2 protein-coding genes and 10 pseudogenes are annotated in these 15,597 nt (G+C 70.3%); 5 read left to right on the top strand and 7 right to left on the bottom strand.

All coding sequences use genetic code 11. The features are described from left to right. The first annotated feature begins 1,273 nt into the window (after positions 1–1,273). Positions 1,274–1,447: a hypothetical protein gene (locus tag RBJ77_RS61465; protein WP_372345873.1), complete on the top strand. Its 174-nt coding sequence runs from the start codon at positions 1,274–1,276 to the stop codon at positions 1,445–1,447. Between the two features lie 1,339 nt (positions 1,448–2,786). Here RBJ77_RS61465 and RBJ77_RS61470 read toward each other — a convergent pair. After that, positions 2,787–3,010: pseudogene (locus RBJ77_RS61470) on the bottom strand (SCO4848 family membrane protein). A gap of 794 nt (positions 3,011–3,804) precedes the next feature. On the opposite strand from RBJ77_RS61470, the gene RBJ77_RS61475 reads away from it, so the two are divergent. After that, a complete protein-coding gene (locus RBJ77_RS61475; RefSeq protein WP_372352846.1) occupies positions 3,805–4,494 on the top strand; it encodes a hypothetical protein in 690 nt (229 codons plus the stop codon). Between the two features lie 302 nt (positions 4,495–4,796). On the opposite strand, the pseudogene RBJ77_RS61480 reads toward RBJ77_RS61475, so the two are convergent. The 4 pseudogenes from RBJ77_RS61480 to RBJ77_RS61495 form a co-directional block, all read right to left on the bottom strand. Beyond that, a pseudogene (locus tag RBJ77_RS61480) lies at positions 4,797–5,638 on the bottom strand (YhjD/YihY/BrkB family envelope integrity protein); the annotation flags it as partial. A 279-nt stretch (positions 5,639–5,917) separates the two neighbouring features. Beyond that, positions 5,918–6,339 (bottom strand): annotated as a pseudogene (locus RBJ77_RS61485) (GtrA family protein). 333 nt (positions 6,340–6,672) lie between these two features. After that, positions 6,673–7,560, bottom strand: a pseudogene (locus tag RBJ77_RS61490) (decaprenyl-phosphate phosphoribosyltransferase). 282 nt (positions 7,561–7,842) lie between these two features. Then, positions 7,843–8,364: pseudogene (locus RBJ77_RS61495) on the bottom strand (phosphatase PAP2 family protein). A gap of 308 nt (positions 8,365–8,672) precedes the next feature. Between RBJ77_RS61495 and RBJ77_RS61500 the strand changes: the two are divergent. Then, positions 8,673–10,063, top strand: a pseudogene (locus RBJ77_RS61500) (FAD-dependent oxidoreductase); the annotation flags it as partial. A 298-nt stretch (positions 10,064–10,361) separates the two neighbouring features. Further along, positions 10,362–11,118 (top strand): annotated as a pseudogene (locus tag RBJ77_RS61505) (SDR family NAD(P)-dependent oxidoreductase); the annotation flags it as partial. Positions 11,119–11,199: 81 nt separating this feature from the next. Here the strand turns inward: RBJ77_RS61505 and RBJ77_RS61510 are convergent. After that, positions 11,200–11,776, bottom strand: a pseudogene (locus RBJ77_RS61510) (2'-5' RNA ligase family protein). Positions 11,777–11,835: 59 nt separating this feature from the next. Beyond that, positions 11,836–12,876, bottom strand: a pseudogene (gene trpS, locus RBJ77_RS61515) (tryptophan--tRNA ligase). A gap of 205 nt (positions 12,877–13,081) precedes the next feature. Here trpS and RBJ77_RS61520 point away from each other — a divergent pair. After that, positions 13,082–13,569, top strand: a pseudogene (locus RBJ77_RS61520) (RNA polymerase sigma factor); the annotation flags it as partial. Positions 13,570–15,597: the final 2,028 nt, after the last annotated feature.

Genomic DNA, 15,597 nt, shown 5'->3' on the forward strand with positions numbered 1-15,597 from the left:
GCCCGGGCCCGCGCCGGATCCTGCTTCGTACGCGTCGAAGAACGCGGTCGTGTGCCCGGTGATGCCGCGCGGGATCACGGAGAAGAGCGAGGTCGACCGTCCCTTTGGTACGCCGACTCGACCAGCTCATCCCGGTCGATGAGGGCGGCCAGCGCCTGCCGCACCCGCCGGTCGTGCAGCGGTTTGCCCGCCCGACGTTCAGGACGAGGTTGCGCGTCTCGGCACTGTCGGCCTCGGTGAGCCGCTGGTCCGGGTCGCTGGGTGGACGGCAGGCCCGCGAGCAGCGCCGGCGGCAACTGGCGCGCCGCGACGTCGATCGATGCGTGCCGCTTCCACGCCGACCCAGAGCGGCGGAGTCGCTTTGAAGCCGCTGGACGGTCGCGTGGTCCGGCACCTTCGCGGGGCCCTGGTAAGCGGGAGTTGGGCACGAGCGTGGCCCGGCCGCCCGGGCTCCGTACGACTTCAGGTGTACGGGCCGGTGCCGCCGACGTCGTTGCCGGAGCGCAGGGCGTCCTCCCGGGCGAACGTTCCGGTCGACGATGGCGCCCGCGCCCGTGGCGACGCTTGGAGGAAGGTGGCGTCCGGCGAGGAGAGGTGGAAAGGTGACGACGCGGCCGCTCGCCTCCACCGAATCGAGGCGTGTCGCGAGGAGGACGCGGGACCGACCGGCGTGATCTTCCTGACCCGGTCGAAGGAGTACCTCACGTCCAAGCGCGGTCATCGCGCGACCGCTCGGGAAAGCGCACCCCGGCCCGCATCTCGCAGGCGGTAGACGCGCAGGCCCGACCCGACGGAAACGGCGAGCTCTGCGCGGCGTCCCGGCACGAGGACGTGCCGCCCGCGTCAGAGGTCAGCAGTGACTGGAACACATTGCTGTACAGCGCCCACGAGCTCATCGCGTCGTACGGCGCCTCGCCCGGATCGAGCGGCGTGCACGGCGTCCGTCGTCCCGACGGCGACCGGCTTTGCGCTGCGCTCGCTCCTGCGGCAGCAGCTGCCGCCAGCCGCCCAGGCCACCCGCCGCGACGAGCACCATGCAGGCGTCGCGATGAAGTCCTGCCAGCGAACCGTGCGCACGTCGAGTCCCTCCCCCGCCACTCCCCAGTGACGAGGCTCACTGAATCACGGGAGTTTGAGGTGTAGAGGGACTGGGTGAGTATTCGAGGTGCGAGACGTTCCGAGGGGATACGCGCAGGTGCAACCGGGTTTCCGGCCCTCTTTCACCGGGGCCTGGCGGCGGAGCCCGGGCGGGTACGGGATCATGCCGGGACCGGTGGTCGTCCGCGTTTGGGACGATCCTGGGCGTGAGGTGGGCGTGGTGGGCGTGGCGGGCGTGGCGGGCGTGGCGGGCGTGGCGGGCGTGGTGGGCGTGGCGGTGGGCGTGGTGGGCGACTCGGGCGTCCGGGAGGGGCTCAGGCCTGTTTCGAAGCGAGCTCGACGACCGTGATGTCGGAGGGCGCCGGCGGACCGGCGGCGCCCACGCACCTCCGCGCCCCGGCTCACGTACAACTGCGTGTCGCCGTAACGCTCCAGGCCCGCGAGTCGGATTGGCCGCGTCGGCGATGAAGCTGCCCGGCCAGAGCTGGCCGCCGTGCGTGTGCCCGGACAGCTGGAGGTCGACTCCGCGCTTCACGGCCTCGTGGATCATCACGGGCTGGTGCGCCAGGAGCACCGCGGCCCGCGACCGGTCACGGTCACCGAGCGTCCCTGGCGTAATCGGGACCGTCGCCGTAGTTCTCGTGACGTCACATTGACCCCGGCCAGGTCGAAGGCGCCCATCTCTTGACCCGCGCGTTCTCCAACAACGGCAGGCCGCAGGCCGATCCGCGCACGTCGCTCCACCCACGGCTCCGCACCCGAGAGGTACATGTGGCTGCCGGTGACGAAGAACGTGCCGTGCCTCGGGCTCTGAGCCGGGCGAGGGGCGCGACCGCGGGGCGAGGTTCTCCACGCTCCCGTCGACCAGAATCACCGACGACCGCGATCAGATCGAGGCTGCGCGTGGCGTTGATCGTGCCGACGACGCGTTCGGCGAACTCCCGGCCGAGCACCGGACCGATGTGGGATGTACTGCTGACGCGCGATCCTGGAACCCGTGGGCCGCACGCGGAAGTCGCCAGCGGAACGGTGACCCGCTGCACGCTCCGGCCTCCGCAACACGTACGCGCCCGTTCCCTCACGACCCCCGCGGCGGCAACGGGTCGCCGCGACACCACGGTGCGGGCCAGGAGAAGACGGCGGGTGGGGGGTGTGGGGTGGCCGGGGCGGTGGGGGTCGCTGAGACGGTGGGGTGGCCGGATCCGTGAGGGTGGCCGGGGCGGAAAGGGTGACCGGATCCGTGAGGGTGGCCGGGGATGTGCGGGTGGCTGCGGCCGCGGTCGGCTGCTCCCGCCGGGGCGGCGAGCGCCTTCCGGTCGAGCACGCGGCGCAGCAACAGCCGCACGACCTCCCCACCAGCAACGCAAGCGCAGATAGAGCAGAACGCCATCCACAGGAACCCGGGCCACGCCGGCACCGCTGCAGCAGGAACGAGCAGGCCCGCTCCGCGATCCACCGCGAGCGATCAGCACGGGCCGCCGCAGAGCACGCCGCACAGCCGGCGCGGCCACGGCCCCGCCGTGGTGTCCCGCACGTGACGCTGCTCAGGCGTAAGTAGCGGCCCGCGAACGCCGCAGAGGCGCGACGAGAGCGACCAGTACGAGACAACGACCACGGCGCTGTGCGCCCTTCCGCTCGGTCAGCCAAGAACGAGCCGGACGAACAGTGGAGACGAGCTACGGGACGCGTTACGGCCCTCGGGTCGGGGACGAGCTATGACGTACGGCGCAGTCGCGCACTCCGCGGAACCCGATGCCCCCGACAACCGTCCCCAAGACAAAGGGAGACGACGGCAAGCGTCAGATGGACCCAGAAGTGGGCGGTCGGATCCCCGGCGTCGTCGAAGGCGAGGCCGCTGCCGTCCTTCCACAGGTTCTTGACGAAAGTGATCCAGATGATCCAGCTCCCACACCCCGAAGGCGAGAAGGAACCGGGAGACGGGGCGGCTGGAGCTTCATACCTTCAGTATCGCCAGCCGCCGTCGCGCTGCCGCCGCCGGGGTGGGGACAGCGAGACACAGAACACCTCGACGGAGACTTACGAGCCGGGTACATGTACGTTTCCGACCGTGCCTGACTCCCATGCGTCGTACATGTCATTACATGAAGAGGTCCACGCGTCCCCGGCCCGCTCAGGTCGGCGCTGCTCACGACTTCCGCGGTGCTGCTCACCGCCTCCCGCTCTGTCTCCTGACCGCTGCCGTGCCCGCGTCCGCCGCGGACAAGCCGAGCAGCAGCCCGAGCAAGGGCGACGACGCGAAGAAGGGCGACCGCCGGCGAACATGTCGAGAGATCGGCGGCGACCAGCCTCGCCAAGCCGGGCACAGGTCAACCTCCCTGACCGGCGCCCCCGTCACTCAAGGACCTGACCGCCAAGTCCTGGATCGTCTCGGACGCCGGAGTCGGGCGACATCCTCGCCGCACACAACGCTTGCACTGGAGCTGCGCAGAGCACCCTCAAGATGCTCTTCGCGGACACCGTCCCGCCCAAGTTCCCTGAAGACGACCACGCACAAGGTCGTCCCCTCCGACCTGCTGCGCTCGGCATGGGCGGCGAGGGCTCCAGCCTGGTCGGCGTGAGCGGAGTGGCTTCACCCCACACGGTCCACGACCTGTGGCTCGGCGTCTTCCTCCTCGCTCCGGGCAACGACGCCGTGCACGTCCTGTCCGCCGCGAACCACGGCGTCCACGCAGACCGTCAAGGGACATGCAGGCCCACGCCGAGGAACTCCGGGCCTTCGACACGAACGTCGTCAGCCCCGACGGCTACGACGCGGGCCAGCACTCCTCCGCCTACGACCTCGCTCTCTTCGCCCGCTCCGGCCTGCAGAAGAAGGACTTCGCGAGTACGCCTCCACGGCCACCGCCAAGTTCCCGGAGTCGCAGAAGAGGAAGACCACCGGCCGCTTCGAGATCCAGAACACCAACCGCCTCCTCACCGGCGCACCCGGCCTCGACCCCTACAAAGGGCATCGCCGGCGTCAAGAACGGCAGCAACACTACCAACGCCGGCGCCACCTTCACCGGCGTCGCCGAGCGCAACAACCGCGTCCTGCTGGTCACCGTCATGAACCCCGACACCAAGGAGAGCCAGGTCGTCTACAAGGAAACGGCCCGCCTCCTCGACTGGGGCTACCAGGCCGACGGCAAGGTGACTCCGGTCGGCACCCTCGTCCCGCCGAAGAGCGCCACCTCGGCCGACTCGTGCTCCGGCCCCGCCGGCGCGGCTAGCCCCAGGGCGACGCGGGCCCGGACAAGCCGGCCGCCCACGCCCGCCGTCGCCACCGAAAGCTCCAGCGGCATCGGCATCGCGCCATCACCGGCGGCGTCCTCGTCGTCCTGCCGGCGCGGTCTTCGTGGTCCGCAAGAAGTGGCCGGCCCAGCCGGAAAGAGCTGAGCGGGGTCGAGTCGGGTCGGGCCAGGAGCGGCTTTCTGGGACGCCGGGGTTCTGGGACTTCAGGTTCCTGGGGGCAAGTGGCCGGATTTGGAACTCTGGGCTCGGCTCCGGCTCCGGCTCCGGCTCCGGCTCCGGCTCCGGCTCGACATGCTGAGCGGTTGGTGGCTCGACCTCAGCTCCCGGCCGGTGCGGGGCGGTTCGGACCGCCGACCGGGTCCGCCGGGCCTCCCTCCACCCCGTCGTCCCCGTCGGCGCGGCCTCCCCCTCCTCCGCCTCCAGCTCCGCGTCGCCCCCGGTCGATAGGCAGTCCACGCCGAGCAGAACAGCACCAGCTTCGCCGTGAAGTTGATCCACAGCAGCAAGGCGACCGGTGTGCCGAACGCCCCGGCCATGCTCTTCGCCGCAACGCCCTTCATATAGCCACCGAGCAGCATCTTCAGCAGCTCGAACCCGGCCGCCCCGATCAACGCCGCCGTGACCAGATCCCGCCGCGGCGGCTGCACCGGCAGCAGCGTCAGCACGTACAACAGCAGCAGGAAGTCCGCGAGCACCGCGACGGCGAACGCCGCGACCTGCAACAACAACCCGCCCCAGCCCTCCCTGTCGATCCCCACCTGATCCGCGGTCCAGCCCACCGCCGTGGACGCGACCGTCCAGAAGCCACCAGCGAGGCGAGCCCCCGCCCCACCGAGCCCCACCAGCACCCCGGCGTCCTTGAGGCTTGCGCAGAACCGGGTTCTCCTCGCCTGTCGGGCAACCCCACACGGTCCGCAGGCGGTCCCGCATCGAACCGACCCACCCGACACCGTCCGTCGAACAGCCAGCAAACGCCCGGCCACGACGGATCGTCCCCGCGTTGTCGACCAGCGCCCCGATGTCCAACTGGTCGGCGATCCCCGGGACCTGATCGCCGATCTTGGTCCTCGAGCTTTCTGCTGTTGGTCGGCACCGAGCGTGCCGGCCGCGACCGCCGCGGCCACTGTGAGCAGCGGGAACAACGCCGTAGCTGATGAACGTCGTCGCTGCCGCAAGCCGCGCCCACTTCACCCTCGTCCAGGCGCTCGCCAAGCGCGCCAGGCGATGGGTCTCGCATCAGCCGGGCGACGAACGGCCCGACCACCGGGAGTTTCTTCAGCCAGTCCATGATCCAAGCCTGCCCTACTGGACCGGTTCGACCGGTCTCGCATCCTTCGGCCCGGCCCCGTCCGCCCTCCGTCGAACGACCGCCCGTCAAACGACCCGTTCCCTGGACTGCTCAGCACGGCCCTGCCCACTCCGACTCCGTCTCGCCAACCCCTCTCTCCCCTGCCTTCTCCCGAACCGCCTCTCGGAACCGCTCTCGCCCGAACCGCTTTCGCCCGAGCCGCTTTCGCCCGGAACCGCCTTCTCTCACGACGGCCCTCTCATTCCGGTCCCACGCACCTCAGCCCGGGCCCTCGCCGGGCCGCCGCGCTCCGAAGACCAGGGTTTCGAAGTACCCCAGAAACCGCAGCACCGTCGCCAGTGCCATCCCCACTCTGCCTCCCGAAATCGTGTCCGCCGGGGTGAGGTGAGTCCGAGCCCGTAGTGCGACACCGCAATGCACAGCAGCTGCACCAGCGCCCCCGCCACATTCACCGCGAAGAACACCCCGTATTGGCGGAGCCGGGAGACGCAGTCTTTCTGCGGTACGTCCCCGGAGCGCGTTCCCCGCATACGCCACCGAGCAACCGGCCACGAACGACAGCGCTCTTGGCCGACAGCGGGTCCATCCCCACCGGCCCCCGCGGCCACACGAGGAGCAGGCCCAGGTCCACGCCGCATAGGCACAGACGCCGCCGCGAACCCCAACAACTCAGGCCCCATCCCCCGCAACCGCGCACACCCACACCCGGCCCCAACGCTCTCTCCCACCACCTCACCATCCACCCCAGCCTCGGGCCTCGGCTCCTGCGCCGCCTGCCGTCAACCCCTGCTCTCTCACCTCTGCCTCCGCCTCCGCCCGGTCCATCGCCCGAGCCTCGGCGTTTGCCCCTCAACTGCGCCTCCACCTGGGCATCCACCTGTGCCTCCACCTGTCCCGGCCGCCATCTCCACCTCGTCGACCTCTCGCCCACCTGTCCACCTCCTCGGCGCTCTCTCGCCGACCTCACCGTTCTTCTGCCTCGGCTTCCCCGCACAACAGCGCTCGCCGCCCTCTCACCAGTCGGCGACCGCGAGCCCGTACACCTGCCAGAAGCCACACCAGGCCGATCACCGCCCAGAGCCCGGTCCCGCAGCGCCACGTCCCTCCGGCTCGCCGTGCCCCGGTCGGCGAAGACCGCGGCTGTCTCAAAGGCACCGCGAGTGGATGAAGGCCACCACCGACAACTGCCGCCACGGCAACAGGCTGCTCCGCGCCACACCCCCTCCTCCATCGCCCACACCGCAGTACGCGAGCACGGCGACCCCGGCCGCAGAGCTGCCATCACGAAACGCAGATGGCCCTCGTCGATGTACTCGGTGAGCAGCGCCCGCGTGGCTGCTGGCTTTCTGCCATCTGCACGGCGCGAGTGCCGCTTGGCGGACACCATGAGCGGCGCCCCGAATCCCGCAGTGATCAGGAACCAGCGCGCGACAACGGAATCAGCGCCAAGTCTCCGCCGGATCATGGCTCTCATCAGGAATCCGGTGGTCACCACGACCATGTGTCGACGACGAGCACGTGCTTGAGGCTGATGCAGTACGCCAGTTGCACGCCGACATAGGCCGTCAACAGCGCGGCCGTCGCCGGATTGCACAGCACCGCCGCGGCAGCCGGCTGCCAGGAAGGCCAGGGCTCCCCGACCATGTAGGCGACCGGCCACGGGCACCTGCCCGGCAGCCACCGGCCTGTTCCGCTTCACCGGGTGCGCCCGGTCGGCCTCGGCGTCCCGCGCGTCGTTGATCAGGTACACCGCCGAAGCGGCCGCCGTGAACAGCACGAAGACAAGAGCCAGTTGAACCAGCGCGTGCCGTGCGAACAGTTGCCCGCCGCCGCGCCGCCACCACGAGGACGTTCTTCACCCACTGGCGCGGCCGTGCCGTCCTGAACAGCCCTGCGGCCAGCCGACCGACGTCGTCCGTTCACTGCCTGCGCCGGATCTCGGGGTCGCTCCAGAACTCGCCGTGGCCGTCCCACCGACCCGTGCCGCCCTCGACCAACCGCGCTCCGCTCCCGCCTGCCATCCCGTCCTCACCTTCCCACGTCCCGCGCTCCGTCCCCGCCCACCGCTAAGCGCCCCCGACCGCGCTCAACTTGTCGACCCTTCCAGCGACTTCGGCGACACCTGCGGCTTCAGCGACTTCTGCGCCACTCCGACGCTGCTCAGCCCCTCTCCATGCGCTCGGTCACCGCCCGGCACCCCCGGTCATCCACCGCGCGCCCAGCCGTGCGGTGAGCGCGCCTCAACGCCGCCCCTGCCGCGACATCGGAGGGGTAGTGCACCCGACGACCATCGCGCAAACACATCGCGGCGGCCAACGGCGGCACCAGCCGCGCCCCCCACCGGCCGCAGCGCTCCGTAGGCCACTGCCGCCGCGGCCGCCGAGGTCGCATGCGAACTTCGGGAACGAGTGCTTCCCCGCAGTCCTCCACCAACGGCTCGACACCGATCTCCGCCCCCGGTCTTGGTCTGCGCACCACACGCTTGACGCCCATGCTGGCCAGATGCGCCCCCCGCGGTGAGGGCCGTGCCACGCAGCCAGGCACCACGCCGCTCGCGGTCGGCCGCGCGGCCCCACAAGGCCGGCGACCAGCCACAGGGCGCCGTGCTCGCCGGCCCAGGACAGTGCACGTGCGGCTGTCGCCACGCGCCGGTCGGTGCCACAGTCGCGCAGTGCCGACAGCAATCGGCGGTCCATGTCGTCCATGTGGCTCACTCTGAATCCCCAAAACACCTACATCTTGGGCAATTTAGGGTGACACCCCATCAATCACCCATTTCGGTGAGGGGATCGCTAGGTTTAGGACGAACCTCCCTTCTTGTGGCGATACCGTCGCGCACATGGCTGCCGACCCTGTATCCACCCCCGCTTCCGTGCCCCGCGCCTGTCGCCGCGCCTCAGTCCGGTCCCACACCCCGTATCGGCGCCCAACTCAACCACGCCCGCGACGCCACCGCCATCTCCCCTGCGGCGCTACCCGTCCCGGCAGCCGCGGCCACACCCTCGTCCGCCACCTGCCGGCCGAGGCCCGCGCCACGGCAGCGCTCCCCGCGCCGCATCCTGGCTATGACTCGGTGCCGGTCACCGGCTGGGGCCGCACCGCGCCCACGTCCGCGCACCTCGTGCGTCCCCGCTCGTACGAGGACCGTCGCGGCCGTCCGAGTGTGCCGCGCCCGGCCGACGCGGCGGGATCGCACGCGGCCTGGGCCGGGCTCATGGCGACGCCGCTCAGAACGCTGGCGGCGCGGTCCTCGACATGACGGACCTCAACCGGATCCACGCCATCGACGCCGACGGCGGCACCGTGCTGATGCGATGCGGGTGTCTCACTGCACCGGCTGATGGAAGTCCTCCTCCCTCTCGGCTGGTTCGTCCCGGTGACCCCGGGAACTCGCTACGTCACAGTCGGCGGCGCGATCGGCGCCGACATCCACGGCAAGAACCACCACGTCTCGGGCTCCCTTCGCCCGCCACGTCCTCGCCCTGGAACTCCTCACGGCGGACGGAGAAGTCCGTGTCGTGGAACGCGGCACCGAACTCTTCGACGCCACGGCCGGCGGTATGGGCCTGACCGGGGGTCATCCTCACGGCGAGCATCCAGTTGCAGCGCGTCGAGACCTCACTGATGTCCGTCGACACCGAACGGGCCTCGGACCTCGACGACTTGATGGCCCGCCTCACCGCCACCGACCACCGCTACCGCTATTCGGTCGCCTGGATCGACCTGCTGGCCCGCGGAGCCGCGATGGGCCGCTCGGTACTGACCCGCGGCGATCACGCGCCCCTCGAAGCGCTGCCCATCCGAGCACGCCGATCCCCGCTCGCCTTCCGCCCGGGCCAACTGCCCGCCGCCCCTCGTTCCTGCCCGAAGGGCTGCTGGGCCGCACGACCGTCGGCCCGTTCAACGAGCTGTGGTACCGAGGCGCCCAAGGCCCGGGTCGGCGAGATCCAGAAGCTGTCGACGTTCTTCCACCCTCTCGACGGAGTCCCGCACTGGAATCGCATCTACGGGCGCAGTGGATTCGTGCAGTACCAGTTCGTCGTCGGGTACGGACAGGAGACAGCTCTTCGCCGCATCGTGCAGCGCATCTCCGGAGCGCGGCTGCCCCTCCTTCCTCGCCGTGCTCAAGCGCTTCGGCGACGGCGATCCAGGCTGGCTGTCCTTTCCACATGCTGCCGGCTGGACGCTCGCCCTCGACATCCAGCGAACCTGCCGGGGCTCAGCGTGTCCTCGACGAACTCGACGAGGAGGTGGCCGCTGCGGACGGGCGTATCTTCTCTGCCAGGACTCCTGGCTCGCCCGACCTGCTGTCCGCCATGTATCCGCGACTGGACATTTCCGCTCGTGGCGCGACTGGATCCGCACGGCGTGTTCTGCCTGGACCTGTCTCGCCGACTGAGTCTGGAACGACGGCGCGCACCGCGTGTCCCCTGCACCTGCAGACGCGAGCGAGCGCCCTCGCACTGACTCCGTGCTCCCACGCCGACCGGACCGCTCAGCGTCCATCAACTTTCCCGCACGCTCACTTGGCTTTTCCCGCGCCCCAGGCCCGGCCACTCGCGCGCTGCTGTCACTTCTGATACACCGCTCGCCGACCGGGTTCCCGATCCGGCCCTCGAATTTCCGCAGACCCGGCACGCGCGGCCGGCACCGGCGCCGACGCGTCGCCCATCGGCCCCGCCCCCATTGGAGTCTGGTTCTCATGAAGGACGCCTTTCGGCACCCCGCAGTCCCTGCTCATCCTCGGCGGCACATCCGAGATCGCGCTCGCGACGGCCCGCCGCCCGTCGCCCCGGCGCACCCGCACCGTCTCGGCTTGCGTGGACGCCCTCGCCGGCGCCGACAGTGCGTGGGCGGCGCAGCTGCGCGAGCTGGCGCTGACGCGCGCACCGTCCGGTTCGACGCGCTGACCCGGAGTCGCATCGAGGCAGACCCTGCGGCAAGGTCTTCGCCGAGGGCGAGCACGAGATGGTCCTGCCGCCTTCGGCACTCCTCGGGCGCACCAGTGCCCGCACGAGGGCGAGCCGATGCCGGGCCGCCCGCGTCGCGCAGACCAATCCACGGGCGCCGTCTTCGGCGGGGACTGGTCTCGCGCCCGGCGCTGCGCAGGGGGCACGGTTCGCTGGTCGTGCTTCTGTCGGTGGCAGGGCGAACGCGCCCGCCGCGCCAACTTCATCTACGGATCGAGCAAGGCCGGTCTCGACGCCTTCGCCCAGGGCTCTGAGACGCACTGCACGGCACGGGCGTGCACCGTCATGGTGGTGCGCCCGGCCTGTCAGCGGTCGAAGATGACGGCGGGCCTGGCGGAGGCCCCGATGGCGACGACGCCGAGAGCGGTCGCGCAGGCCATCGAGACGGGCTGCGGCGCCGCCGGAGACGGCGTGGGTGCCGGGACGCTGCGGGTGGTGATGTCGGCACTGCGGCATGTACCGCGGCCGGTGTTCCGTCGGCTTCCGGTCTGCATCGTCCAGAAGCTGCGCGCCACGGCGTACGGGGGCCGGTCGCGTGCCGTCGTGGCCGGTGCCGCTCGCCGGGCCTGATCAGCCGGCGGGCAGGCGGCGCCCTCGGGCCGAGCGGTCGGGACTGAGCGCGGGCTTACCGAAGGTGAAGTCCCGCAGCCTCCGCCAGACCCCGTCCGCGCCCTGCTCGTACAGGGCGAAGCTCCGTGCACGGCCACGCTGCTTCGTAGTCGGCGAGTTTCTCGAAGGCACGGTCCATCGCCTCTTCCGCGATGCCGTGCGCCACCGTGACGTGGGGTGGTACGGGAACTGCAGCTCCTGGGCGACCGGCCCGGAAGCGTCACGTACTCGCTTCTGGAGCCATGTGCAGGCTCCTCGGCACCCTCGACGACCCTGCACGAACACGACGGGCGACAGCGGGCGGAAGGTTCCCGTACCGGACAGACGCATCGCGAAGAGGCGCCCGGACGCGGCGACCTCCGCCAGGTGTGCCTCGGATCGCCGGCAGACTCCCGCCGTCCACCTCGGTCGGCGGGAGCAGCGTGATGCGTGGGGAATGCCGCGCGCCGCGGCGTCGCCGAAGCCCGCACGCCGCCCTGGAGCAGGCTGCCGTGAGGCTCGGGACCGCGATCGAAACGCCGATCGTTACGGTCCCCACGTCGTACTCCCTGTCGTCGTGTAGTGGGCATGCGGGCGGGACGTGCGACTGGTGCGGGCTCAGTGCTTGGCGGGCAGGAAGCCGACCTTCTCGTACGCCTGGGACAGCGTCTCGGCGGCGACGGCCCGCGCCTTCTCTGCGCCCTTGGCCAGGATCGAGTCGAGCGTCTCCGTCGTCCAGGTACTCCTGCGGTGGTCCGAACGGCGTCACGAAGTCGACCATGACCTCGGCCAGGTCCGTCTTGAGCGCACCGTACATCTTGCCCTCGTACTTCTGCGTCCAGTTCCGGGATACCGGTGCCGGTGAGGGTGGGAGTAGATGGTGAGCAGGTTGCTGACACCGGGCTTTGTCTCGCCGCGTCGTAAAGGCGGATCACGGTGTCGGTGTCGGTGACCGCGCTCTTGACCTTCTTGGCGGTTTGTCTTGCCTGTCGAGCAGGTTGATGAGGCCCCTTTCGGCGTCGACGCCGACTTGCTCATCTTGATCGACGGGTCCTGAAGGTCGTAGATCTTCGCCGTCCTCTTCAGGATGTACGGCGCCGGGAGCGTGAAGGTGTCGCCCGAAGCGGCCGTTGAAGCGCGTCGCCAGGTCGCGGGTCAGCTCGATGTGCTGGCGCTGGTCCTCGCCGACCGGGGACCTGCGTCTGGCCTGGTAGAGCAGGGGATGTCCGCGACCTGCAGGATCGGGCACGCAAACGAGGCCGACGGTGGGCGCGGTCGGCGCCCTGCTTGGCGGACTTGTCCTTGAACTGCGTCATGCGGGCTCGCCTCGCCGGAAGCCGGTGTGAGGCAGTCTTCGCGACCCAGGCGAGCTGAGCGTGCTCGGGGACGTGGCTCTGCACGAGGGTGCACCGGTCCGGGTCCAGCCCGCGGCCAGGGAAGCTAGCGGCTGCGAGCCGGGTGTTCGCGCGCAGCTCGGCGGGGTCCTGCGGAACGGTGATCGCGTGCAGGTCCACAACCATGTAGAAGGCGTCATGGGATTCCTGCAGTGCCACCCACTGGCGGACCGCACCAAGAGTAGCTGCCGAGTGGAAACGAGCCTGCGGTGGGCTGGATTCCGGGAGAGAGCACGCGAGGACGATCAGAGAGCCATGTCCTCATTCTCTCAGGTGTCTCTCGCTGCTTGGGGACAGGTGTAGGGCACTTGCGCACGACAAGTGCGGAACCGATGGGCGATATCACGGGCCTGGGCGTGACGGTCTGCAGAGGAACTCGGGCGTGACAGGTGGGAACCGATCCCTCGTCGGCCGGTATCAAAGAGTGGGAGGACACAGAAGTCCTGGAGCCACGTCGTCGAGGAGGCGCGGTGATCGCCCGCGTGCGCGCCGGAGAGCCGGAGGCGTGCCGCGGTGCCAACTGCGCTCACCGGGATCGCCCTGCGGGCAGCCAGAGCGCTGGGCGCGGGGGCGGACGCGGAAGATGTCGTGCAGCAGTCCTTCTTCAAGGCGTATCGCAGTTTGGGCGGTTCAAGGACGGCTCGGCGTTCGCCGTGGCTCACATCGTCGCCAATGAGACGAGGAACACAGTGAGATCGGCGGGTCGGCAGTTCCGTCGCCGACCGGGAGGCCGCCTTGGCCGAGGCCGAGCCGCTGACTACCGGAGTCGGCCGACCTCGCGGTCGTGCACTCAGAGGAGAGCGCCGACCGAGCTCGCCGCGCTGGAGCTGCTGAGCGAGGAATCACCGCTCGTCGTCACCTACCGCCATTCGCTGGAGATGGAGGAGGAGACCGCGCAGGCGCTGGGCTGGCCTCGGGGCACGGTCAAACCTGGCTCAACCGCGCGCCGCGCAAGCTCGGCAGTTGCTGCCGACAGCGCACGAGCAGCCCCCGACGATGACGTCGCGGCTTCGGGAGGGAGGTGACGAGCATGGGCGAGTTGACGCGATGACGGCAGGGACTGCCCGAGGAGCTGCGTGCCCTGGGCCGCATGCTGGATGGAAGGTCCGGACGGCGCGGGGCGAGACCATGGCGGGAGCGCGTCCTGGCGCAGATCATCTCCGAAAGCGCGTCGCCACGCCTCGCCGTCGAGCCGCGCCTCGCGCGCGCGCTCATACGCGTCGGCTTCTGACGGTGGGCCCGCAGACGGTGGCGGATGCTCACGGCCACGCTCTGTGGGAGTGGCGGCGATCGCCGTGTTCACGCCTCCGTGCGGCGGTGCGGCCGTCGCGGATTGGTTCGGGTCTCGGCGGGCCGAGGTGCGCTACGACCCGTCGGCCACGCCTTCGTCCGGCGCTCACGTTCCTGGCTGTTTCGGCGTGCCCTGTCCCGGGAGCAGGCCGTGCGCCGGGCCGGTTTCGAACCGCTGGTCCGCACCGGCTGGGGCCGCCGATGGGATCACGGTCACCCGGGAGCCGGGCGACCGCACTCTGCTCACTCTGCGCTGGCGGGGACGTGCGGACGACACGGCTCGACGAGTTTCCCGCGCGGCTTTCGACATCGGCTTCTTCGCCAAGACGGTTCCGGTGCAGCCTCGATTGGGTCTCCCGTGTGGGCCAGGAGACGGGGCTGTGGTTCGCCCGCGAGCATCGGCCGAGCTTCTGATGCTGGACGGGGGCGGCGGCAGGGACAGGTCGGAGCGCGTCGCCGGTCCGACGTTGCTGTGGACGTCGCGCGGCGAGGCAGCCTCCACGCTGCGTCTGGAAGGCGTCACGTCCCGGTCGGAAGCTTTGAAGATCGCGAAGTCCGGGCGCGTGTCGAGCACTGTCGAGCACCAGGCAGTCCCTGCTTCATTTCTGTCGCCACCCGGCCCCGGGACTGTTTCTCCGGCTCTGTCCGCGGAACCTGCCCTGACCGTCTCGGCACCGGCGAAATCCCCGTGGCTTCTAAAAAGTGGTCGGGGCGAATCGGGAACCTGGGCGGCCCGGAGCGGTGTACCAGAAGTGAACCGGCGCGAGCCGCGCCGGCGGATCGGCCGAAGTCTCTGATGCACACGGCTAGGAGACCGTCCGCGCTGGTCACTGGCGCCCGCGGCCGCACTCGCCATGCGATCTTGTTGCGCGCTCACAGGCGTCGGCTATCGGCGGGCCGACGAGCGTCCTGGTCGTATCGCCGGGAGAGTTTCGCGGGAGAGCGCGGCCTCTCACTGTCAGCGACAAGGAGTACGGCCGGCTGACCAGCCCGCCTCGGCCGGCCGGATCAGAAGGGAAGAGCCGCCGCCCGGACTCGCCGTCGGAGCGCGCCAGCTGAACGTGACATGGATGATCCACGACGTGCAGCCATGGCGATTGGACCGTGTCTACCCGGACACCCCGGGCAGCAAGGAAGTTCCGGATACACATCGTCCACCGACATGCGCCGAGTCGTCGACCGGCCACTTGGCACAAGGCGGGAGCAGCCGGCCGCAGGGCCTCGCTGCGCAAGCTCGGGGTCATGGGTAAGAAGTCCGACGGAGTGCGCGGCGCCCATATTCCCCGCGGACCCGGACCAGAACTCCGGACCAGGAGACGGCCTCTCCCGCTGCTTCCCTCGGCAGCCACGACACAGAGTGGGGACACGGGACTGGTGCGGTGGGCGGCGCTCCGACTGCGCCGCAGCCATGGTCCTAAGCTGCGCTAGCGGCCCCTGGTGATCTCGTCTCTCCGCAGACCGTGGCCTCGATACGACAGCACAAGGACACCGGACCGCGCCAGTGAAACCACGGGACACAGCGACAGCCCGGTGTGAGCGGGTCCGCCGCCCGCAGACGCCGCAGTGGCACCGCCGCCTCCCGCCGGGAGTGACCTGGCAGGAGGCAAAGCGGACTGGTTCAGCTGAGGTCGACGCCCGGGTAGAGGGGGAAGCCGGTCAGCAGGTCAGGCAGGCGCCGCGAGACCTCGTCGGAGAT

The sequence above is a fragment of the Streptomyces sp. KL116D genome (assembly GCF_030766975.1).
Classification (GTDB): Bacteria; Actinomycetota; Actinomycetes; order Streptomycetales; family Streptomycetaceae; genus Streptomyces; species Streptomyces longispororuber_A.

What these genes read in the sequence shown, in the direction of transcription:
- RBJ77_RS61475 (WP_372352846.1), top strand. Translation starts at nt 3,805, where the DNA reads ATGCAGGCCCACGCCGAGGAACTCCGGGCCTTCGACACGAACGTCGTC.